This window comes from Thermostichus sp. MS-CIW-36 (assembly GCF_054059035.1).
Genome location: NZ_JBSSBR010000001.1, coordinates 45,072 through 67,041 on the forward strand (window position 1 = coordinate 45,072; position 21,970 = coordinate 67,041).

21 protein-coding genes, 1 tRNA gene and 1 riboswitch are annotated in these 21,970 nt (G+C 59.0%); of the genes, 12 read left to right on the forward strand and 10 right to left on the reverse strand.

Annotated elements, in window-relative coordinates:
- Positions 1 to 280: 280 nt before the first annotated feature.
- A complete protein-coding gene (locus ACVWVQ_RS00210) occupies positions 281 to 658 on the forward strand; it encodes a hypothetical protein (RefSeq protein ID WP_457506271.1) in 378 nt (125 codons plus the stop codon).
- A gap of 57 nt (positions 659 to 715) precedes the next feature.
- Here the strand turns inward: ACVWVQ_RS00210 and ACVWVQ_RS00215 are convergent.
- Positions 716 to 798: transfer RNA gene (locus ACVWVQ_RS00215), tRNA-Leu, on the reverse strand.
- A gap of 144 nt (positions 799 to 942) precedes the next feature.
- On the opposite strand from ACVWVQ_RS00215, the gene tgt reads away from it, so the two are divergent.
- The 4 genes from tgt to ACVWVQ_RS00235 all read left to right on the forward strand — a co-directional run bounded on the left by tgt (position 943) and on the right by ACVWVQ_RS00235 (position 4,417).
- Positions 943 to 2,040, forward strand: a complete 1,098-nt coding sequence (tgt, locus tag ACVWVQ_RS00220) for a tRNA guanosine(34) transglycosylase Tgt (protein WP_457506273.1) — start codon at positions 943 to 945, stop codon at positions 2,038 to 2,040.
- A 110-nt stretch (positions 2,041 to 2,150) separates the two neighbouring features.
- Positions 2,151 to 2,762, forward strand: a complete 612-nt coding sequence (locus ACVWVQ_RS00225) for a hypothetical protein (RefSeq protein WP_457388880.1) — start codon at positions 2,151 to 2,153, stop codon at positions 2,760 to 2,762.
- 86 nt (positions 2,763 to 2,848) lie between these two features.
- On the forward strand, positions 2,849 to 4,114 hold the full coding sequence (locus tag ACVWVQ_RS00230) for a hypothetical protein (RefSeq protein ID WP_457506275.1): 1,266 nt from the start codon (positions 2,849 to 2,851) through the stop codon (positions 4,112 to 4,114).
- A gap of 6 nt (positions 4,115 to 4,120) precedes the next feature.
- A complete protein-coding gene (locus ACVWVQ_RS00235; RefSeq protein ID WP_414413829.1) occupies positions 4,121 to 4,417 on the forward strand; it encodes a hypothetical protein in 297 nt (98 codons plus the stop codon).
- A 177-nt stretch (positions 4,418 to 4,594) separates the two neighbouring features.
- Here ACVWVQ_RS00235 and ACVWVQ_RS00240 read toward each other — a convergent pair whose 3' ends face one another.
- Positions 4,595 to 5,254: an SDR family oxidoreductase gene (locus ACVWVQ_RS00240; protein WP_457384863.1), complete on the reverse strand. Its 660-nt coding sequence runs from the start codon at positions 5,252 to 5,254 to the stop codon at positions 4,595 to 4,597.
- 155 nt (positions 5,255 to 5,409) lie between these two features.
- Between ACVWVQ_RS00240 and pruA the strand changes: the two genes are divergently transcribed.
- Positions 5,410 to 8,400 carry an L-glutamate gamma-semialdehyde dehydrogenase gene (gene pruA, locus ACVWVQ_RS00245; protein ID WP_457506277.1) on the forward strand — a complete coding sequence of 997 codons (2,991 nt, stop codon included), beginning with the start codon at positions 5,410 to 5,412 and terminating at the stop codon, positions 8,398 to 8,400.
- Positions 8,401 to 8,662: 262 nt separating this feature from the next.
- Here the strand turns inward: pruA and ACVWVQ_RS00250 are convergent, their stop codons facing one another.
- Positions 8,663 to 9,715, reverse strand: a complete 1,053-nt coding sequence (locus ACVWVQ_RS00250) for a CsgG/HfaB family protein (protein WP_457506279.1) — start codon at positions 9,713 to 9,715, stop codon at positions 8,663 to 8,665.
- A gap of 360 nt (positions 9,716 to 10,075) precedes the next feature.
- Between ACVWVQ_RS00250 and ACVWVQ_RS00255 the strand changes: the two genes are divergently transcribed.
- The 5 genes from ACVWVQ_RS00255 to ACVWVQ_RS00275 all read left to right on the forward strand — a co-directional run bounded on the left by ACVWVQ_RS00255 (position 10,076) and on the right by ACVWVQ_RS00275 (position 13,108).
- Positions 10,076 to 10,255, forward strand: coding sequence for a 50S ribosomal protein L32 (locus tag ACVWVQ_RS00255; RefSeq protein ID WP_414357881.1), 180 nt, complete (start codon positions 10,076 to 10,078; stop codon positions 10,253 to 10,255).
- Positions 10,256 to 10,376: 121 nt separating this feature from the next.
- On the forward strand, positions 10,377 to 10,793 hold the full coding sequence (locus ACVWVQ_RS00260; RefSeq protein WP_414357882.1) for a J domain-containing protein: 417 nt from the start codon (positions 10,377 to 10,379) through the stop codon (positions 10,791 to 10,793).
- 127 nt (positions 10,794 to 10,920) lie between these two features.
- Positions 10,921 to 11,184, forward strand: a complete 264-nt coding sequence (locus tag ACVWVQ_RS00265) for a DUF3143 domain-containing protein (protein WP_011431822.1) — start codon at positions 10,921 to 10,923, stop codon at positions 11,182 to 11,184.
- 7 nt (positions 11,185 to 11,191) lie between these two features.
- The gene (gene gloB, locus ACVWVQ_RS00270) at positions 11,192 to 11,950 is read left to right on the forward strand and encodes a hydroxyacylglutathione hydrolase (RefSeq protein WP_457506281.1); all 759 of its coding nucleotides are present in this window, start codon (positions 11,192 to 11,194) and stop codon (positions 11,948 to 11,950) included.
- 81 nt (positions 11,951 to 12,031) lie between these two features.
- A complete protein-coding gene (locus ACVWVQ_RS00275) occupies positions 12,032 to 13,108 on the forward strand; it encodes an EAL domain-containing protein (RefSeq protein WP_414398746.1) in 1,077 nt (358 codons plus the stop codon).
- Here ACVWVQ_RS00275 and ACVWVQ_RS00280 read toward each other — a convergent pair.
- Positions 13,065 to 14,249, reverse strand: coding sequence for an MFS transporter (locus tag ACVWVQ_RS00280; protein WP_457506283.1), 1,185 nt, complete (start codon positions 14,247 to 14,249; stop codon positions 13,065 to 13,067). The genes ACVWVQ_RS00275 and ACVWVQ_RS00280 overlap by 44 nt on opposite strands.
- A gap of 229 nt (positions 14,250 to 14,478) precedes the next feature.
- On the opposite strand from ACVWVQ_RS00280, the gene ACVWVQ_RS00285 reads away from it, so the two are divergent.
- A complete protein-coding gene (locus ACVWVQ_RS00285; RefSeq protein ID WP_414382525.1) occupies positions 14,479 to 15,015 on the forward strand; it encodes a hypothetical protein in 537 nt (178 codons plus the stop codon).
- A gap of 3 nt (positions 15,016 to 15,018) precedes the next feature.
- Here ACVWVQ_RS00285 and ACVWVQ_RS00290 read toward each other — a convergent pair whose 3' ends face one another.
- The 6 genes from ACVWVQ_RS00290 to ACVWVQ_RS00315 all read right to left on the reverse strand — a co-directional run bounded on the left by ACVWVQ_RS00290 (position 15,019) and on the right by ACVWVQ_RS00315 (position 21,920).
- The gene (locus tag ACVWVQ_RS00290) at positions 15,019 to 16,659 is read right to left on the reverse strand and encodes a cation:proton antiporter (protein WP_457506285.1); all 1,641 of its coding nucleotides are present in this window, start codon (positions 16,657 to 16,659) and stop codon (positions 15,019 to 15,021) included.
- A 145-nt stretch (positions 16,660 to 16,804) separates the two neighbouring features.
- Positions 16,805 to 16,910: riboswitch (Fluoride riboswitch) on the reverse strand.
- Between the two features lie 46 nt (positions 16,911 to 16,956).
- Positions 16,957 to 17,631 (reverse strand): DUF1997 domain-containing protein, encoded by a 675-nt coding sequence (locus tag ACVWVQ_RS00295; protein ID WP_457506287.1) that lies wholly within the window; start codon positions 17,629 to 17,631, stop codon positions 16,957 to 16,959.
- On the reverse strand, positions 17,591 to 18,286 hold the full coding sequence (hisIE, locus tag ACVWVQ_RS00300) for a bifunctional phosphoribosyl-AMP cyclohydrolase/phosphoribosyl-ATP diphosphatase HisIE (protein ID WP_457506289.1): 696 nt from the start codon (positions 18,284 to 18,286) through the stop codon (positions 17,591 to 17,593). The genes ACVWVQ_RS00295 and hisIE overlap by 41 nt, the downstream gene beginning before the upstream one ends.
- 82 nt (positions 18,287 to 18,368) lie before the next feature.
- Entirely contained in the window at positions 18,369 to 18,590 is a 222-nt protein-coding gene (locus tag ACVWVQ_RS00305; RefSeq protein WP_414522631.1) for a hypothetical protein, read from the reverse strand.
- Between the two features lie 181 nt (positions 18,591 to 18,771).
- Complete coding sequence (locus ACVWVQ_RS00310) at positions 18,772 to 20,946, reverse strand: polysaccharide deacetylase family protein (RefSeq protein WP_457506290.1); 2,175 nt, start codon at positions 20,944 to 20,946, stop codon at positions 18,772 to 18,774.
- A 482-nt stretch (positions 20,947 to 21,428) separates the two neighbouring features.
- Positions 21,429 to 21,920: a phycobilisome linker polypeptide gene (locus ACVWVQ_RS00315; protein WP_457506292.1), complete on the reverse strand. Its 492-nt coding sequence runs from the start codon at positions 21,918 to 21,920 to the stop codon at positions 21,429 to 21,431.
- Positions 21,921 to 21,970 lie beyond the last annotated feature (50 nt).

Sequence of the window (21,970 nt, forward strand, 5' to 3'; positions counted from 1 at the left end):
AAACTAAGCGGAGAGGAAGGGATCCCGATCCACCGATCTCGGAGGTCGATAGTCTCAAGGTAAAAGAGGTAACCCCAGCATAACTTCCAAGCCTCTCCACCGGAAGCTACAGGGATCCGATCCCCAAGCTTGCTTCCTGTTGGATTAGTTCGCTACATTTTCACCACGCCTGCGTCAGCTACTCTAGCTCCTGCAAATTAAGCAAGCTTCGAGTTGAAATTTCTCAACGGAAGACTTACTATAGAGCGACGAGCTTTGTAAAGGGGGAATACTCTCAGTCATGCAAAAACTCCAAGACAGTTTGGTAAAAGCTCTGAGCATCGATGGAGCACTGGGGGTAGCGCTGGGGGATTGGAAAACTGGGATGTGCTTGGGATATAAGGGCACCAACAGCCCCGCTTTTCCTGAAGCTAAATTGGAGCTGGCAATCGCCGGAAACACAGAAGTAATTCGCGCCAAAATGCGAGTTGCTGAGTCTCTTAAGCTTACTGACAAAATCGAGGAGGTTCTTATCCTGCTGGAGACTCAGTACCACCTAATGCATCTAGTCCAGCACATCTCTGGTTTGTTTTTCTATCTGGTTCTGGATCGAGAGAAAAGCAACTTGGCCCTTGCCCGCATCAAGCTTGGCCAAATCGAAAAGGAGCTGACCCTCTAGAAGTGGAGGTGAAGCCGGACAACCTGGCAGTATCCCCTGAAACCCATTTTGGGGGAGTGCGGAACCGGGGACTTGAACCCCGATGGCATTGCTGCCACTAGAACCTGAATCTAGCGCGTCTACCATTCCGCCAGTTCCGCGGCGATCTACAAGTCTGCCCAAAGCAGGGGATCCCTGTCAAGGCTCCTGAGAGGTCTGGAGTGTTGGGAAGAGGGGATCCTCGTTGACGGCTCTATCTGTGCTAAGCTCTGCTGCGCACAAGATTAAAGCCGATAACGCTGACCTTGGCCGACTTTACCTTTACTTGTGAGGGCACCTGCCCCCACACCCAAGCGCGGGCGGGATACTTCGTCACCCCCCACGGTGGGATCCCAACCCCTTGCTTTATGCCGGTGGGAACTTTGGCCAACGTGAAAACCCTCACCCCGGCCCAGCTCAAGGAGACAGGTGCCCACATCATCCTCAGCAACACCTATCATCTCCACCTGCAACCTGGCGAAAGCATCATTCAAGCGGCAGGGGGGCTACACCGCTTTATGGGCTGGTCGGGCCCCATCCTCACCGATTCAGGCGGCTTTCAGGTCTTTAGCCTTAGCGCCATTCGCCAAATTAACGAGGAGGGAGTGACGTTCCGCTCTCCTCTCGATGGCCGCATCATTCACTTCACCCCAGAGCTATCCATCCAGATTCAAAATGCCTTGGGTGCCGATGTGATCATGGCCTTCGACGAGTGCCCGCCCTACCCTGCCAGCCCTGAGGAAGTGGAAGCAGCGGTGCGGCGAACCACCCAGTGGCTGAAACGGTGCGTGAAAGCCCATCGCCGCTCAGATCAGGCTTTGTTTGGCATTGTGCAGGGGGGAGTTTACCCTGAGCTGCGCCGGCGGGCGGTGGAAGAGGTCTGTCGGTTGGATCTGCCGGGCTATGCCATTGGCGGGGTGAGTGTGGGGGAGCCGGTCGAGTTTATGCACGCCGTTGTGCGGCAAACAGCCCCTCTACTGCCGGCAGATCGCCCCCGTTATCTCATGGGGGTGGGCACCTATGCAGAGATGCGGGCCGCCGTGGCCGCCGGAGTGGATTTGTTTGACTGCGTGATCCCCACCCGTTATGCCCGCCATGGCACGGTGATCAGCCGGGGCAAACGCTGGAACATCAAAAATGCCGAGCACCGCCGCAGCCTGGATCCCATCGATCCCGATTGCCCCTGCTACACCTGCCGCCACTTTAGCCGAGCCTACTTGTGCCACCTCATCCGCGCCCAGGAGATCCTGGGCTATACCCTGCTTTCTATCCACAACATCACGGAGCTGATGCGCTACACCCAAAAGATGCGCCAGGCCATTTTGGAAGGCCAATTTCATGAGCACTGGGATCCCTGGAGCTAAGCCGGCCGGGAGATTTGTCTGGAAGCATCTGATCCATTTTGGTAGAATAAGTACATGGGATAGTACGTGCATTTAAGCTATCCCATGTAGCCGCAGGAAGGAGTCAGATCATGGCTATCCGAACCCTCAGCAGCGTGATTGAACAGCACATCGCCGGCCTTCCGGGCTTGATTGCTGTTTTGATAGGGCGGGCCACTGATGGTACCACAGTAGCCAAAGTAACCTACGTCAGTGATAGCCAAGAGGAGCAAGCCCTAGAACGTTTGGGCACCTACGCCGGCGACCTAGTCCAGGCCAACAGTCGTCTATGCCAGCTTGTCAGCTCTGACCAAGAGGCGGACTACCTTTTGGCCGGCACTTCGGCGTTGCGGGTTGTCATCAAAGCGTTTCCCAAAAGCCCCTACTTTGTGTTACTCCTGACCCGTTCCATCACCGACCTCAGAGCCATTTCAGAGCGCATCAAAGCCATTCTGATTGACGGAAAGCCGCTACTGCCCCCTGTGCAGGACAGCACCATGTCTTTGGCTCAGGCTCTGATGGACTATGCCAAGCGCTACGCTCCGGATCCCAACTTTGTGGCTCTGCGCCTGTCTTTGAAAACGGGCCTAGACCGCAACCGTCTCGAAAAGGGCACCCTGACCCGACAGGAGCTGCGCATTCTTTACAAAGCGGTAGCAGATCTTTTGGGCCGAGAGCGTCTGCCTATTGCCATGCCGGCCTGAGTAGTCGAGAATAGCTGGCGAGGTTTGTCTGAGGGCAGTTGCTGCGCTTGTGGGATCCCCTATTGTTTATCTGAGTTCACTTGCCTATGCTTGAGCATCTACATCTCGACCGCGACCGTAAGCTGATCTCTCTGTTTGGAGAGCCGGTTATCTTCCACTGCCATCACTACAACCTATTCCTGCAGCAGACTATTGAAGATCCCGACTGGATCGATGGAGTGGGAATTCTGCGCACCGCAGCCCAGGAGATCTTTTACAGTCTTCTGTACGGAGCTTTCAAGGCTCTTGGCATTCAGGAGACCCAAGAGCGCCTGGCAGTGGCAGCTCAGATCTTCAGTTTTTTAGGATTTGGGCGGCTGGCGTTTGAGGTGACACCTTCAGGCGGGGAAGTGCAGCTTACCCATTCTCACTATGCAGAAGGTTGGCTGAGCAAGTACGGGGATCAGGTCAACCGCACACGTCCCATTGACCACTTGGCGGTGGGCTATGTGGCGGCAGCTCTGGATGCCACGTTTGGCGAGCTGGGAAGCTACGGGGCAGAAGAAACGGAGTGTATGGCCGTTACGCGCAAGGATCACTGCGTGATCCAGGCCACTCGGCTGCCGCGGCCCCAGTTGTTGACTCCCAGTCCAGGGATGGGCAAGTTGATCGAGCAGCCGCTCCAGTTCCCCCGGCCCACAACAGCAGTGGACTACGATGCGGTCAACGAAGCTCTGTGGGGCTTGCCTTTGGCCGGAGATGAGCGGGGGCAAATTCGCGCGTTTAACGTGTTGCTAACGCGCATGCCTGCCAACTACTACAACCGCATTCAGTATCGCTTTTTACAGGAGCTGAAGGCGGTGCAGGCTGAGCTGATGGGGGTGGGGGAAGCTCTTATCCGCGAGTCGGGGCATGTCTGTGTGTTCTACACCTTCGGCAACATCATGGAATCGGTGGAGTGGGAAACCCTGGTGGGGCCGATGCTGGAGAAGGACACGGACTGGATCCACGGCGGCTATGCGGTGGCCAGCAGCCTGGGGTGGGGTCGCTGGCAGGCTTTGGAGGTGGTGAGCGGCGAGTCTTGCCGGGTGGCCATTGACGGCAACTACGAAGCCAACTACTTTTTGGCTTCCTACCCACGGGCAGAGGATCCCGCCTGCTATTTTGCTCAAGGGGCGGTGCCGGCGATGATGAATCTGGTCTACAACGGCAACATCCAGCAGAAGCCGGTTTTGGATCAAGTCTTCTACAACCGCCTCTTCCAGCGGGGTGGGCTCTTCCACGGCCAGGAGACCAAGGCCAGAGAGAAGGGGGATCCCTGGTGCGAGTTCTACGCCGCTCGCGTCAGCGGGACGGAGTCCTTGCGGATGTAGGGATCCATGCAGGTGCGTGTCCTCAGGCGGCGGGAGTGTGGGGCTGGGTGGGCCACCGACCTGCTGCTGCCACGTTGCCTTGTCTGGTCAGAGGTAGAGGCTCTGGCCCAGGAATGGGGAGCCGCTTGTCGCTGTTTTCAAGGGCAACTGGTGTGGCTGGATCTGCCCTCAGGCCGGATTACGGCTTCGTTGCGGGTGCCCCGCCTGACGTTGCGACTCCACGATGCCAACGCTGAGGCGCAGATCTTAAATCGTTTGCAGCAGTTGGCCAAGTCTTCTGGTTCCCAGACAGAGGGAAGTTAAGGGCAAAACGAGAAGTTTAGCTTGGTACCGACATTTTGCGGCAGACTATCGACCAATGCAGGATCGACTTTCCAGGAGTGCCATGCGCCCACCAAGTTCGAGCCTGCTGAGGAACTGGGAGCCGCGTTCATACTCGCTCATAGTCATAATGTATGCAGCATGCATGCAGCTCGGTACCTACCTTGCCATAGCAAAGAGAGCGCTCCATTCTTGGTTGGGCACACCCGGCTTGGCGATGATCTCAAGGATGCGATTTTGGGCGGCGGGCTGGAATAAACTTTCGACGGCCACTTGGGCTACTTTCGTGCGGGGGATGCTGCCGTCAAAGAGGGTATCCGCCTTGGATAGGACAATGCCATCGTCGTTGTCTTGGTTTTTTAGGCCCCCCGGTCGAACGATGGTGTAGGTGAGGCCGCTTTTTTGCAGATATTCTTCCGCCCGTTTTTTCCACACCAGGATCAGCCAAAACAAGTTGAGGGGATGGAACAGCTGGGAAACACACAGGGAAGAGATTAAAACAAAGTGTTGGATCCCTTTGGCTTTGGCCACATCGACCAGGTTCTTGGTGCCTTCATAATCCACTCGGTAGGGCTGAAAGGGATCCCAACTGGGCCTGGCCCCGGTGGCACAGAGCACCACCGTGCATCCTTCCATGCCCGTCTCCAGCGTGGCCGGATCCAGCACATCCCCCACCACCACTTCCGCTTCGGGGGGCAGAACCCGTGCGGCCAGCTCGCGGCTGCGCACCAGCGCCCGTACCGGGATGTCGCGGCCCACCAACTCTTTGACAATGCGGCGTCCGGTTTCTCCTGTAGCCCCTGCAACAAAAGCCTGCATAAGTTTCTCCTGCAAAGCTGCCTATACCCGGCGTAGCTGTTCGAGGATTTGCGATGGCCCCATCTGCCATTATCTTCCCAAAATCGGCCTCAGGTTCCCTCTTTTCCATGACAGGATGGTAGGGATCCTGCGCCCCAGTTCACCCAGTTCATCAGATGGTTGCCCAAGCTGCTCCTACCGCCTACGAGGCTCAAACCCAAGCTCTCGCCCAATCTTTGTTGGCCTCTCTTTGGGGAGAGAAGCGATCCCTGCTGGCCCAGTGGCGGGATCAACTGCGCTGGGAGGACAAGCTGCTGGCCTGGGCGATGGAGAACCCCCACCTGCGCACCCAGTTGTTCCGCTTGATCGATGTCTTGCCCAGCTTGAAAAGCAAGGCTGAGGTGGCCCGCCATTTGCAGGAGTATCTCTTGGATCCGGCAGTAGAGTTGCCGGGGATGCTGAAGAGCCTGCTCAACTTCGCAGACCCCGACTCCCTGCCAGGACAGTTGGCTGCCACCACTCTCACCGCTGCTGTGGAAGCTCTGGCCCGCCGCTATATTGCCGGAGAAACTCTACAGCAAGTCAGCAAAACTCTGGAAGCTTTGCACCGGCAGGGTATGGCTTTCACCCTGGATTTGCTGGGGGAAGCCGTCATCACCGAAGCGGAAGCCCAATCCTACCTGGATCGCTATCTGCAGGTGATGGAGCATTTGGCAAAGATGGTCAAAACCTGGCCACAACCGCAGCCTGTGCCGCAAGTGTCGGTGAAGCTGACAGCCTTCTATTCCCAGTTCGATCCCATCGATCCCCTGGGGGCCAAAGCCAAAGTGGGGGAACGGATTCGCATCCTGTTGCGCCGGGCAGAAGCTCTGGGAGTCGGGATCCATTTCGACATGGAGCAGTACCGCTACAAATCCCTCACCCTGGCCATTTTGCAGGAGCTGCTGCTGGAGCCGGAGTTCAAAAGCCGCACCGACGTTGGCCTGACGCTGCAAGCCTACCTGCGGGATAGCTACACCGATCTGCAAAACCTGATCGCCTGGGCCAAAGAGCGGGGATCCCCGGTGACGGTGCGCTTGGTCAAGGGGGCCTACTGGGATCAAGAGACCATCCTGGCGGCGCAAAAGCACTGGCCACAGCCGGTTTACAACAGCAAGTCTGCTACCGACGCCAACTTCGAGCGCATGACCCAGCTTTTGTTGGAGCACCACACCCATCTCCGCGCTGCCATTGCCAGCCACAATGTGCGCTCTCAGGCCAAAGCCATCGCCATTGCCCAAGCCCTGGAGGTGCCCCAGTCTGCTTTTGAACTGCAGGTGCTCTATGGCATGGCCGATCCCCTGGCCAAGGCCTTGGTGCAGAAGGGACAGCGGGTGCGGGTGTACTGCCCCTACGGGGAGCTGCTGCCGGGTATGGCCTACCTGATCCGACGTTTGCTGGAAAACACCGCCAACACCTCTTTTCTGCGGCAAAGCGTTCAGGGCTACAACCCCGAGCAGCTGTTGGCCCCGCCGGTCTTGGACGAGGGATCCGTTTTCCAGGCTCCTTCTCTCTCGTTTGCCGCCGCTCCCGATACGGATTTCAGCCAGCCCCAACAGCGGGATCCCTTTTTTCAGGCATTGGACGAGATCCGGCCTCAACTGGGTCAGAGGGTTCAGCCCTGGATTGCCGGAGAATATCGCCCCACCCGACAAGCGATGCTCTCCCTCAACCCTGCGGATCCTGAACAGGTGGTGGCGGAAATTGGGTTGACCGATCTGGAACAGGTGGAGCAAGCCTTGGCAGCGGCCCAGGCCAGCTTTCCCAGCTGGAGGCGCACCCCCGTTGCCGTGAGGGCGGGGATCCTGCGGCGGGTGGCGGAGCAAATCGAAGCCCAGCGGGCGGAGCTGGCTGCCTGGATGGTGCTGGAGGTGGGCAAGCCCATTGCCCAGGCCGATGGGGAAGTTTCCGAGGCCATCGATTTTTGCCGCTACTACGCCCAACAGATGGAGGCTCTGGAGCGGGGACGGGAGTGCAACCTGCCCGGCGAAACCAACCATTACCACTACCAGCCCCGCGGTGTGGCGGTGGTGATCGCCCCCTGGAACTTCCCCCTCTCCATCCCCTGTGGCATGACAGCGGCGGCTTTGGTGGCCGGAAACTGCGTGCTCCTCAAACCGGCGGAGCAATCTTCGCTGATCGCCGCCAAACTGGCGGAGTTTATCCTCAAGGCCCTTGCCGAAGCTGGGATCCCGGAGGGTGTCTTTCAATTCCTGCCGGGGGTGGGCGAAGCCATTGGCCCCCTGTTGGTTCAAGACCGGCGGGTGCACCTGATTGCCTTCACCGGATCCCAGGCGGTGGGCTGCCAAATCCTCGCCCAAGCCGCGCAACTGCAGCCGGGCCAGCACCACATCAAACGGGTCATTGCCGAGATGGGGGGCAAAAACGCCATCATTGTGGACGAAAGCGCCGACCTGGATCAGGCGGTCAAAGGGGTGGTCAACTCCGCCTTTGGCTACAGTGGCCAGAAATGCTCCGCCTGCTCGCGGGCGATCGTTTTGCAGTCCATTCACGACCTGTTCTTGGGGCGGCTCATCGAGGCGGTGCGCTCTTTAAATGTGGGGGATCCAGCCCACCCCAGCACCCAAGTTGGCCCGGTCATCGATGCAGAGGCCCAAGCTCGCCTGCAACAGGCCATTCAATCGGCTAAGGCTGATGCCCGCCTCGACCTCAGCCTGCCCGTGCCGGAAAAAGGCTACTTCGTCGGCCCCACTGTGTTCAGCCAGGTGGATCCCCAGTCAGAGCTGGCGCAGCGGGAGCTGTTTGGCCCGGTTTTGGCGGTGATTTCAGCGCCGGACTTTTCTTCTGCTCTGCAGATGGCCAATGCCACCCCCTACGCCCTCACCGGCGGTCTCTACAGCCGCACCCCTTCCCACATTCAACAGGCTCGCCAGGACTTTGCCGTCGGCAACCTCTACATCAACCGCGAGATCACCGGGGCGTTGGTGGAGCGGCAGCCCTTCGGCGGCTTCAAGCTCTCCGGCGTGGGATCCAAAGCCGGCGGCCCCGACTACCTGCTGCAATTTTTAGAGCCGCGCACCGTAACCGAAAACACGCAACGGCAGGGCTTTGCTGATACATTTACGCTGAACACTGCTGAACATCACTGTTCAACTATGCAGCGATAGCATTCTGTTTGTTTCCAAACAGAATGGCGGTATCCCGCAAAGCTTTGAGTAGAATACCCAAAGCGCAGTTTCCGTGTCGTCTTACTACCAATTTTCTGCTTTGCTTTGGCTACCATGTTGGCAGACTCGAAAGTAAACAGAAAGATCAACTGGTAGTAATCCGTACCGAACATATTATACATTATTTTCAGTATAGTTGAGCTTATTATTGACTAGAGTCATGCTCCCATCGAGGGATCCTGAGGATAGGGCTTGGGAAAGCTCATTGGACAGGCTTGGCCACATCCCCAACCTTGAAGCCTGCCCCGCTGAGAATGCGTCCCACACTGGAGCTGTCATCCACCTCCGTCAGTTGGACCTGTCCGGCTGGCTCGGTCAATTTGCGCAAAACGGCCCCCGTGGCCGGATCCTTCACCTCGCGGACGACGCGCTCCACAGAAAGAATCAATCCCACCCGATAGCCATCGCGGCTGCCCTTGTTCAGGATCACCTGGTTGCCGTAGACATCCGCCACCAAGGCGTCAACCGTTGGCAGAGAGCGAGGCTGAGCTGCCAAGCGCCCGGCAAAACCGGCCAACTGCTGGGCAATTTGCTCCACCGCTTGTTGGCTTGCCAATACCAACAGCTTCTCTTCGTTGCTGGTGGCGGATCCCCCGCCAAAGCCGGCAACCGTGACCGTGCTATCCGACTGGCTGGCGTTGCCTTTGCCCTCGACCACGGCCAAGATCTCGGCAGTACTGGTGCTCACCAAGCGGGCATTCAGCTGCACGTTGGCATCGGCATCCACTGACTCAGCGCCCACCGCCAGCGGGAAGCTGCCGAAGGGAGTTAAGACCGGTGCCCCACCCCCAGAACGGCGCACAGACACATCAAACTGGGTCACACTGCCGAGGATCACCGCATCGACCCCTAGGATCCGGCCTACCTGAGCAGCGGTGTTGGCATCCAGTCGACCGGATAGACCCAGGTTCTGCTCGGCCAAGATCGCGTCCAGCCGCGAGCGCTCGATGACGGAAAAGGTGCCATCTCTCACCAGCCGATCCACCAACAGGTCGCTCACCCCCCGAGAAGCCTCGCGGAAGCTGTAGGGATTGCTGAGGCTGCTGAAATCAAAGTCCAAGACTGCAATCCGAGGACGGGATGTGGGTTGCGGCGCTTGTCCCACCTGTCTGGGGGCAGAGAGGGTGCAGCGAATGTCTTGGGGAAATTGCTGGCAGAGGGCTGGATTGGCGGATTGGGCCACCACCGGGATCCCTGTCCAGCCTAGGCTTACCAAAGGGATCCCGAACAGCAAGATGGAAGAGAGGTTGCGCATGGTTGAGCGATCTCCTAAATCTGAGGGGGGCCACATTTCACTCACAGCCTGCATCCAAAAGAGCTTCAGGGCGGTGACCGATATCACCTGGCGGCTAAGGGTTAAGGATCCCGGCATCGCCTGTTCCCAGCAGATGTCCCATACTCTAGCGGCTACAGGGCTGTTGGGAAAATGGATTGAGAAGATTTGCACAGAAGAGTTGACAGATCTCAACTCTGTTGAGCCGAGATGCTCGCCCTCTTTCAGTCAAGCGCTGATAGGCCACTTGCCTGGATAAAGCTGGGATCGGCGGTGCAAGCTAGGACTCCGCCGCTGACGCGATCAGTGCTAGCCTAGTAAGGCTGTATTCTTGTACAAGCTATGCCTGTTCCCAAGAAGAAAACCTCTAAAGCCCGCAGTCGCAGGCGCTACGCCGTCTGGCTTGGCAAAGCAAAGCTACAGGCCCAGCGAGCCATGACCATTGGGCGGTCGATTTTGAGCGGTCGCAACACCGGCTTCTACTACCCCAAAGCCAAGTCCGAAGAAGAGGAAGAAGAATAAAGCTCTATTGAGGCTTGCTGCGGGGATCCCGGCGGCTGCACGAGTAATACACTGGATTAAGGTCTAGCTCCCTGGAGAAGCGCTCTGCTGACCCTACCGTCTCGCTTATCCATTAGCCTGCATGCGCTCGTTGACCTCCCTCACCTACTACCAACGGTTGGGCCTGTCTCCAGGGGCGTCTCCTGAGGCCATCCGGCGGGCTTATCGGCAGTTGAGCAAACGCTACCATCCCGATACTTCTCCCCTGGCCCCGGAAGTGGCCATTCGCTGCTTTCAAGAGTTGCAGGAGGCCTACCTTGTCCTCAGCAACCCGACGAAACGGGCCATCTACGATGCCAGCTTACGGGCGGTGACTGCCAACACGGGATCTCTGAGCATGACGGGATCCCTAGACGCTGACTCTCTGGAGCTGCGCATGGAAACCCGCCCACTTTCACCTGGTGAGCTTTGTGCCCTGTTGCTGATGGGATCCACCCTGGTTGTGTGTTTGGTGTTGGCAGGTGTCCTCGCTTGGCTGCGAGAGAGTGGGGCAAGCTGATTCTGCGAGCATTTCCTGCCCTCTTCGGTAGGACATTGGGATCGAGTTTTCGGATTCTGGATCAGGAGTGCTTGAATGAACATAGCCCGTTGACTCTAGGGTTTGATTGCTTTTCTTGAATCTCGCCATGCCTTTGCCTCCTGCAACCACGCCCCTGTACAATCACCCGCTCCACACCATCGAACGCTGGCTGGAGGATCAGGGCTGCACCCGCGATCCGCAGGATGTGGAGCAGTGGTTTTGCGAACGGCCTGGCTGGAAAGCCATTTTGCGCCTGGAAGAAACCAGCATTTGGGTGCGATACACCTACCCAGACGGCAACACGAAAACTTTATCTTTTCCCTATTCCCTCAGCCGGCAAGACGTAGAACAGGCCATTTTTGAGAGTTAGCCGAGCCATGCGCGTTCTCCAGTTGCCTGCCCTGCGCGATAACTACATCTACCTGCTCCACAATCCCGACACTGCAACAGCAGCCGTGGTGGATCCGGCAGTGGCTGAGCCCGTGTTGGAAAAGCTGGCCGAGCTGGGGGCGGAGTTGGTGGCCATTTTCAACACCCACCACCACCACGACCACGTGGGGGGCAACCGACAGCTTTTGGAGCGCTATCCCCGTGCCAGAGTCTATGGCGGCCAGGTGGATCGGGGGCGGATCCCTGGCCAGACGGTGGAGCTCAAGGCAGGGGAAACAGTGGAGTTTGCGGGTCGGCTAGCAAAGGTGCTGTTTGTGCCCGGCCATACCCGCGGCCATATTGCCTACTACTTTTCCGAGAGTGGGGATCTCTTCTGTGGCGATACCCTGTTTGCCGGGGGATGCGGGCGGCTGTTTGAAGGCACGCCGGAGCAGATGGTGGGATCCCTGGATCAACTGCGGCAGTTGCCGGAAGCCACACGGGTGTGGTGTGCCCACGAATACACCTTGAACAATCTCAGGTTTGCCCTGACAGTGGATGGAGACAACCCCGACCTGCAGGCCCGTTACCAAAAGGTGGCTGCCCTGCGCCAGACGGGATCCCCGACTGTCCCCAGCACCATTGGCGAGGAACGCCGCACCAATCCCTTCTTGCGTTGGGATCAGCCGGCTTTGCAGGCAGCCACCGGAGCTCAGGATCCGGTGCGGGTTTTTGCCCGGCTGCGAGGTATGAAAGATCAGTTCTAGCGCTGTTTGTAAAGTTTGCTTTCTCCTGGGAGAGCGAGGGCATACTGTCGGTGGGACTGCCTAGCTATTCCCCAAAATCCTATGTCTTGTCCTGAGTGTCCGGCTCTGCCTACCTTTTGGCAGGAGGCAGGGCGTCTGTTTCTCTGGCTGCCCACCCCTCACACCCAGCGCAAGGTGGTGCGGCTTCTGGAGGCTAAGGAGGGGATCCCAGCCCCCCTTTCGGTTCAACTTTTGGAAAACCTTGGCCTGGCGGTTTCCATTGCCCAGGGGGCCCTCAAGAAAACCCTAGAAGGAATGGCCGAGGTTCTTTCGCAGCAGGAGATGCGGGCCAGCCGCGCTCTGTTTTTGGCCGGAGATAGGGATCCCTGTTGGCAGGATTGCGCCCGGGTGGAGTTGTTGCAGGAGTTGTTCCACCGCACTCAGGCCGAGCTGTTGCTGGAAGTGTTGGCAGAAAGCCGGCTCACCACCTACTTTCAGCCCATTGTCCAGGCGCGGGATCCCGCTTTTGTGGTGGGCCATGAGGCGCTGGTGCGAGGACTGGACAAGGAAGGGCGGTTGATCAACGCGGGTTTGCTCTTTGCTATGGCTCGGGAAGCCCATTTGCTCTACCAGCTGGACTTGGCCGCCCGCCGCACGGCCATTGCCGCGGCCATGCAGCACCACTTGCAGGGGGATCTCTTTATCAACTTCAGCCCCACTGCCATCTACGACCCGGCTTTTTGCCTGCGCCATACTGTCTGGGCTATTAGCCGCGCCGGGATCCCGCCCCAGCGGGTGGTGTTTGAGGTCAATGAGTCTGACCGCAGCCCCGATTTGAACCATTTGCAGCGGATTTTGCACTTCTATCAGCAGGCAGGCTTTCGGGTGGCTTTGGATGATTTGGGGGCTGGCTATGGATCCCTGAACCTGCTGCACCAGCTGCGGCCAGACATGATCAAGTTGGATGGAGAGCTCATTCGCGGGGTGGACCGGGATCCCTACAAGGCGGTGATTGCCCAAAAGCTGCTGGAGCTGGCCCAAGACCTGGGGATCACCACGCTAGCGGAAGGGATCGAGACTGCGGGGGAGCTACAGTGGGTTTGCGAACACGGCGTGGATCTGGTGCAGGGCTTTTTCATTGCCCAGCCCCAGCCTGTCCCGCTACAGCCAGCAGGATAGCCGCTCCCACAGCTTGAGCAGCCACTGAGAAGGCTACCAGACCTGGAAGGGAGAAATCATAAAGCACCCCCATCAGGGCGCTGCCCAAAAACCAGGCCAGGCCGTAGACGCTGGTAAACAGGCCGAAGGCAAAGCCCCTCGTCTGGGGGGTCACCATGCTGGCTACTGCCGCCTTCATGACCGATTCCTGAGCGCCCAAGCCAATGCCCCAGAGCACCATGCCCAGCACCGTCAGAGCATAGGTGCCGGAAAAGGCTAGAGGCGCAAATCCAGCCGATACCGCCACCGCTCCCAGCAAGCTCCACAGCCCCACGCGGTCAAACAGCCAGCCACAGCCCAGGGCTGCTAGGGCATCCACCCCCATGGCCAGGGCATAGAGCAAAGGGATCCCTGCCCCATCGCTCCCTGACTGTTGTTGCAGATGCAGGGCAATGAGGGGAAAATCCGCAAACCCCATAGCCACACAGGCTGCTGCCAAAAGATACAGCCAGAAAACTTTGGGCAAGCCTTTTGCTGGAGTCATCTCCGGCTCCGGCTCAAAGTCGCGCGGACTGGGATACAGCCATTGCGCTAGCCCCAAAGCCGCCAGCCCCACCGCTGCCGGGATCCCCAAGGCCAAAAACGCGCCCCGGAAGCCATATCCCGCTCCTAGCATGGCTGCCACCAGCAGCGGCCCTGCCACTGCCCCAATTTGATCTAGGGTCTCATGCAGGCCAAACCCCAAGCCCCGTCCCACCTGCAGGGCTGCATGAGAAAGCAACACGTCCCGCGGCGGGGTGCGGATCCCTTTGCCGGTCCGCTCGGCCAAGAGCAGCACGGCGGCCCAAGGCCAACTGCCCACCCAGGCCAAAGCCGGGATCACCGCCGTGTTGATGACATAGCCCAAGGTGGTGAGCTGCCAGTGCCCCCGACTGCGGTGCAAGGGATCCCTGCCCAGCTGGTCGCTCCAATAGCCCACCCCCAGCCGCAAGCCATAGGCCAATAGCTCCCCCCCGCCGGCCACCAGGCCCACCACCGTGCCGCTGGCCCCTAGGGATCCCAAAAAAGCTCCAGAAATGCTGCGGGCTCCTTCGTAGGTGGCATCGGCACACAAGCTGACGATCCCCAGAAGGAGGATAAAGCGCCAGGCAGAAGGGATCATGTCCAGCTCCATAGATTCAGTACAAGCATCAACAGCAGCAGCTCGTTACGTCCATGGCTAGAATCCATAGATAGAAGAGTAAGGGCAAAGAGAGCTTCAGAAGAGTCTTCATCTAGCCGGGAGCAACTGCCGGCCCAGGAGAACCTAGAGCTGAGCAGGTCTTGTTCTCCTTTGTTTGCCTCGAACAGAATCGAGCTTCCCCTGTCCTTCTGGTAAGAGGAGAGAAGCAATGGCCGCTAAAAGAGTGCTTTTTAAGCTAGCCTGTTTTCTCTTGGGTATCTGTCCGATTTCAATAGCTATTGCTCAGCAGGCATTCTTAAACGCTGAGTATCTCATATTTGCTTTACCCGAAAATATTGAGCGAGTTCGTTTTCAAAATGGCCAGTATCAGAGAGGCTCTAGCCCTCTCGAAGAAGGGTTCCTAAGAGTAAGCCTCGAAAAGCTAGCGCCTGCCGATCTTAACAACGATGGGCTTCAGGATGTAGTGGCGATTGCATTAAGTAATACAGGAGGGAATGCTTTCTGGACAACCTTATCTGGGCTGTTGGGCGGCAGCAAAAAACCTACGCCCCTGGAGCCTGTGTACCTCGGCGATGGGGTTGTAGTTAACAATGTTTCAGTTGCCCGTGACTCTGGAGGAAAGGCTGAGGTCTGCTTAGATATGCTTGCCCATGGCCCCGAGGATCCCAGTTGTTGCCCTACCAAGAAAGAAAAAAGGTGCTTCACCCTGGCCGAAAACCGGTGGATACCTCGGAGAGCTAAATAACCTCTACTTTGGTCGGCTAATGACCTGCCCAGGACTTCCTTGAGGAGATTCGACCAGAATTACAGGAATAGAGCTGGTCTCCAGAACGGCTTGGGAGGTAGATCCCACCAAAACCTGCTCCCAGCCGCGGTGGCCCCGCTTGCCCATGACGATGTCGGTAACCTGCCGCTCCTGGGCTATGTTTACAATGGTCTCCGCCAAGGGCCCGGAAGCCAGGCAGAACTGGTGGCGAATATCCGCCAAAAGGCGCTGGGCAAGCTGGCGCAACTGTTCCACCCCTTTCCCCTGCAGCTCATCGGTAACATGCAGCACAATCACTTCCCCATCCACCCGCCGCGCCAAATCGGCCACCTTGCGCAGCACGGCTTCGGCCAAAGGGGAGGTGTCCACCGCTGCCAAAAAGCTCACCTTGCCCTGGCTGCCCACCTTGGTGGGATCCACCTCTCCTTTTTCCAAAAGCCGGGGAGCACACACCTGGGTCAGCCAAGCACCCAGGGGGGCCGTGACCAAAATCGACAGAGCCGCCAAAGCCAAAATGATCTCCCCACCGGGGATCCCTTGGGCCAAAGGGATCCCACCAATAGCCGCCTGCACCGTCGCCTTGGCCATGTTGCCCGGTAGCAAAAACAGCCGCTCCCGCCCGTTCCAATTGCTTCCCAGAGTGGAAAGCCACCAACCCAGGCCCCGCCCCAGCAGCAGACTCAAGGTCAAGAGCAGCAAGCCCGGCCAAAACACGGATCCCAGCACCCCCAGATCCAGCGACGCTCCCAGTAGCACAAACAACACGATCTCCGCCACCGTCCAGAGGGCATCGAACCCACCCCGCAGCCGCCGCGCCAAAGGGGCATCCAGCTCAATCAGAAAAAACCCCATGGCCATCACCGCCAGATAGCCGGAAAAATAGGGCCACACCTGCGGTGCCAGCACCAAGCCCAGGGCCATACAGGCAGCCAGCAGCGCTTCCTGGACGCTGTTGCGGGTCCAGTTTTGTTGGGTTAGCAGCGACACCAGAACCCGCGCCCCCAGGTAGCCTATGGCTATGCCCAGCAGGATCTCCATCCCCACTTGGAACGGCAGCCACTGCAGCGGCGATAGCTCCAGCCCCAGCAGGCGAACGCTCTCTGCAGAGCCCTGGCCCAAAAAGCTGAGCAACAGGCTAAACCCTAAGAGCAGCAGCACATCGGAAAGGGCGCTGCCGGTCAAAATAGCATCCGGGATCCCTTTGGTTACTCCCCAGCCCAAACTCTTGAGGCGCAACATCCCCGGCACGATCACAGCCGGCGACTCTGCCCCGATCACACAGCCCAGCAGCAAACCGGTAGGCCAGTCTAACCCCAGGATCCCAGTGCTCAACAGGGCCACTGCCACCGCCTCACAGGCGGCCGGCAAAAAACCCAGCCGCAGGGCTACAGACCCTTGCTGGACCAGCTTCTCCCGATCCAGCCCCAGGCCCGCCTTCATCAAAATGATCATCACCGCCACCAGCCGCAGATCCCCTGCCGCTGCCAGCACCTCCGGGGATAGGACATCTCCCAGCAGGATCCCTACGAGGATCATCCCCAACAGAGGGGGCATCCCCAGCCGACCCACGATTTGGCCGACAAAAAAGCCCATCACCAAGATCCACAGCCAACTGCCCAGCATCACCAGATCCTCATCTCCTTGTCGTCAGGGTGTTGAAGGGCAGCCCAGGGAGAAAAAGCCATCCGCGTCAGGAGTGGGAGCACCATCGCGTCCGCAGGGTGGGGCCTCAAACAAAGCCAAAGACCCCTACCCCCTGGACTTGCCCAGAAGTGTAGGAGTCATCAGCCTCAGCTTTTGAGGTTAGAACCCTCTTCCTCTATAGAAAAATTCCAAGTGAGGCGGTCGCGGCGAACTCCATCGCCGGTTGCCGGAGCACTACTCGAAAGCTGACCGGCAACTTACTTGGCACCTAAGATATCACGCTTTGTCTTCCACTGCAATTAAGCGATAGGGGTGATCGGGACACCCAATAGAGCGATAGAAATCGCTGCACACATTGTGGGTGAGGCGGTCACTCATACCCCGGGTTACCTGCTGCACCACTTGATGGGCCACCCGATAAACCAACTTGCGGGGCAGAACCTGCAAAAACCTGGGCAAAGCCAGCCAGATCTCCAGATGAAGAGCCCAGTGAACACGGGTGGTGGGCAGGTCTTTCAGGGATCCCTGTAGCTCCTCCAGCCGGAAATCGGCTTGGCAGCTGACCCGGTAAGGCATTCCCTCATCGCCGGGCAACTCAATCGAGGTCAGGCGAAACCGGTAATCTTTATCCGGCCAGATCTTGACCCCAAAACTGGGCTCCAGCTCAAACCCCAGCCCGCCCATGCGAAAAAACTGCAGCCGGTAGGTCTCGGCGGACAAAGCTTCCACCTGCAACGGCCTAAAGCACCGCTGGATCCACTGGGCGTGGCCTCTTAGGTAACGGGCCAAGGTCTCCCGATCCGTCTCCAGATCCACTTGTCCACACCGCGTGGCTCGCAAATCCAGGTGGGCTTTGTCCAGAGAGGGATCCAGAAGATCAGGGGCGCCGCCTTCGGAGGACACGGCCCTTTCACTTGGCGGAACGGCGGGCTTGGAGCTGGCGATAGACATCCTTAATATCCACCTGATAATGAGCAAGAGCCACGAGGCAGTGGTACCAGAGATCGGCCACCTCGCGGGCCAGGGCAGCGCGGTCTTGATCCTTGGCCGCCATCACCACCTCAGCCGTTTCCTCGCCGAGTTTCTTGAGAATGGCGTTCTCTCCCTTGGCCAGCAAGCTGCTGGTGTAGGAGTCGGGACGGGGATCTGCCTGGCGGGCCTTCACCACAGCAAACACCTGAGACAGAGTATCTGCTGCCGGGATGGGATCCCTTTGATCCCCTGGCAGTGGGCGGAAGAAGCAACTGCGCGCCCCCGTGTGGCAAGCCGCATCTCCCACCTGCTCCACCAAGATCACCAGGGCGTCGCCGTCGCAGTCGTAGCGGATTTGCTTGACCCACTGCACATGACCGGAAGTTTCCCCCTTAGGCCACAGGGCCTGGCGAGACCGGCTCCAGAACCAGGTGCGGCCCGTTTCCAAAGTTTTCTGCAGCGACTCCCGGTTCATCCAGGCCACCATCAGCACCGTCCCATCCAGGTAGTCCTGCACGATGGCCGGGATCAGGCCCTGTTCATTGTAGGTGAGGCTGCCCAGCCAGGTGATCTCCTCGGGCAGAAGCGATCGAGGGGGATCCGAGGAAGGGTTGAAGGCCAGAGCAGCAACCATAGAGCAGCGACCTGAAAAACCTCATTGAGAGCAGGATAACAGAACCAGCCCTCGCCAAGATATCCTTGACAACCTGACAACCTCAGCCAAGGGGTACCAGTTCCCGTGCCGCCAGGGACAGGACCACCTCTTCTCCCTCACCGGCCAGAGTCACCAGCCAGCGGTCGCGGTTTTCACGGGTGAGGACGATCCCCAGCCTCCCCTTAACAGAAGGAGGATACAACAGCCGTACCCACATGCCCGGCTCGAGCTGGGCAGCCGACCGCAGGGGATCAGCCGGGTTGCCGAGAATCCGCTTCTCCATTACCCAGGTCGCCCCAGGGTTCTCGGCCCCCCTTCAGCAGCAGATGTCATGACCTCCCTCAGCACACCTCTCCTAAGCACCACCGGCAGGGTAAACAGCAAACTTAGCCCCCAGGGCTGGAGGCAAGCCGGACTTCTTCGGCCAGGATAGACCCTCTGTTGCGGAATGGCTGTATCGCAGATTACCGACTTAACCCGGAGGTCAGGCTGGGAGCACCGATGTGGGGTTGGACAGAAGCGCTGGGCAGCAGCTTACGCTCCGGCTTGCGCTCTAGGAGCAAGGCTGACCGTTCCAAGCGCGTATCCACCAGTACCGAGGGAGAGGCCAAGTTAACGCGCTCCAGCAGACGCCGCAGCAGTTGAGCATCGAGGATGTCCACCCCTTGGCGGGCTGTCGCCGTTCCGGCCACCAGGGGGGTAGGGGTGGCTGGAAGGGGGGATCCCATCTCACTGCGCTCAGGTGCAGCCAGCACCAATTCCGCCATTGCCTGGGCCAGCTCTTGACCATACACCCCATCAGGGCCCGAAGGGAGTAGATCCAGCCGTCCCTGCTGAGTGGCCAGGTGGCTCAACCCCAGTTGCACCGCCACCACCGCCGCCCCCCGATCCCCCCGCCTCAACGTGCGTTGGCCGGCCAGAATGCTCTTGAGTTGGGCTTTGGCCGCCTCTTGCTCGCTGCCGGGCAAAAGTTGCACCAGCCCCTCCAGCCGATCTCCCTCAGAGCCAGCCTTGGCCTCGGGAAGGGGATCCCTGGCCCAGAGGCGGTTCATGTCGTAGAGCAAGATGGCATGGGGCACAGGACGGCTAGGCTGGTTGGGACCGGCATGGCCGGTGGCGAGGATCTCCCCTTGGTAGACCAGGGAGGTGCTAAAGCCAGAGTCCAGCAGCACGGCTTCCCGGATCCCGGTTTTGGGCAGCAGACTGGCCAGGATGGCGGCGTTGACGTGGGTTTTGGTAACTCCGATCACCACCCGCTCCTGGTCATCCACACCAAAGAAAGCTCTGGGGCGAAACTCAGCAGCGCTGGCAAGGCGGAACGAGTTGATCTCCGCCGGAGAGAGGGCATGACCATCCTTGACCAGCCACAGACCGGCCACAAACAGATCTGTGACATCCGGCATCAACTGGCGGATGTTCTCCAAGTGAGTCATGGTGTCGGGATCAAAGGGCACAAAGCGGATGCGATCCCTGCCCAGCAGCACCAAGGGGCGACCGCGCACCACCTTGTCATCTTCGGGGCGACCGGGGATGAAGGTCTTGTGGTTGGCAGCCATCACCGGCCCCACCATGACGTTGCTGGCGGAGTTGATCCAGGGGATGGAGAAGAAGCTGCCGTTAATGCCAGCATCGGCCTGGTAGCGCTGGACCAACGTCCTGACTTCGTAGCGCCGTTCTGCGTGCACTGTGGCTGCCCGTCCGCCGCGGATGGTGAGCACCCGCACCCCGTCAATGATCTCGTCGGTCAGAGCCAGAGGCTGCGTCACATCCAGCCAGTAGTCGAGGCTGCGGCTGAGGCTAAAGGTGCGGGCGCCAAGAATGGCCTCGGTGAGGCGAAACTGGTTAAAGCGCCGCACCTCCAGCAGGTTGGGCGATTGTCCTGTAAAACCGGGATCCATCGTAAAAGACATCCGGTAACCGGCATCGGCCAGGTATTGCTTCACCTGCTCGTCCCGGTTGCCTTCGGGATAGGCAAAGTAGTGGATGGGGTGGCCCAGCTCCTGCTCCAGCTTGGTCTTGCAGTCGAACACTTCCCGCCGCAGACGGGCATCGTCTAGCACCCGCAGGTCAGGGGGATGGGTGACGGTGTGGGCGGCAAAGTCGATCAGCCCGCTGGCATCCATCTCCCGCATCTGATCCCAGGTGAAGTGATCCTTGCTGGTGGGCACGCCGACAAACCCGGTTTGCACAAAATAGGCGGCGGGGTAGTTGTACTCCTTGAGAAGGGGGTAGGCGTTTTCGTACAGGCCCAGGTAAGCGTCGTCAAAAGTGAGCAAAATGGCTTTTTCGGGCAAGGGATCCCCGTCCCGCAGGTGTTTGTACAGTTGGTCGATGTGGATGGGGGTCAACCCCGCCTGCTTAATGGCCTCAAAGTGTTGCCGCAGCTCCGCCGCCGTAGTGTCGAACCAGACCTGCTTGCGGCCAGCCACCACATCGTGATACATGATGGCGGGCACATAAGAAAGGCTGGCCAAGGGATCCAAAGCAAAGGGATCCCGCTCCAGTTGGGTCTCTAAGGAGATGGGCAAGCGCTGTTGAGCCGCTTTAGCGTGGGCGCGGGGAGCGGGTATCTCGGCTACAGGCGGCGATAGCCCTGGCAAGCGGCTGACCCAATCGGGATGAGCAGTTGCCCAGGCCACCAGGGCCCCAGCCCCAAATCCCAGCAGGATCACCAGCAAGCTTAAGAAGGGGAGTAACCTCGGTCGAGACTTGGCCAGCGGACGTCGAGAGGAAGAGGAAAAGCTTTGTCGTGGAGTGGGCGAGGGGTACGGCTGGGATCCCTTTGTTGACCCAGAGCCTGAGTAGCCTTGGGGTATCGACCCTCCCAAGCGCGTTGGATGTCGTCGAGATGTCATGACCTCACTCCCCACTCCCAATTGCAAAAGCTCAGCCCTCGCCGGAACGCCTTTTCCTACCCAAAGCCCACCCCCAGGACAGCAGGAAAAGGCAGCCTTCCAGGCAACGGCAAAACCAACGCCAGCCTACCACCCCATCCTCAGGTTGGGGATAGGGGAGAAATCGCCGCATGCTTTCTACAGGGATCCCTCGTTGAAATTGTTTGAACCAAAACGGCCCGGACGGGTGGCCTGAAAGAACCCAGAACCTCCCAGGAAGCCGCCCGCTACTCAAGGGTGCTTAGCAGATTGGACTCGGCAATGCTGACGATCTTGCCTCCCATTTGGGTAATCCGCTTCACTTCTTGGGAAAGGCGGCTGAAGGGCACTTTGTACTCGACAACGCTTCTGCGCACACCTCCTCCCACGAGGCCGGATACCTTGATGGCGAAGATTTTATCGCTATTGGGCAGCCCTCCTTCTGAGCTGCTGGCCTGAGCAACCTCTGGTTCTGGAGCCGATGCCACCTGAGGCGCCGTGGCGACGCTCTCCCGCTCCAGGAGTAGCCTCCAACTGCGGGGATAGGCGGGGGCCAGACGATAGACCACTTTGTAGGACCCGGTCGCGTGGTCATCCTCGGACTCCACCTTCACCACAGTTCCCGCTGGAATGTCCAGCTTGGCCCCCTTAGACATGACTTTAATTCCCGGCCAATTGGTGGGCACATCCGTCAGCAGCTCGACCTCAAAGGCTTGATCCCCCAACAACAACTTGGCCATCTCAACAACTCCGTTTTGCTCAGCACTCAGTGGCGAGAGAGCCGCCCACA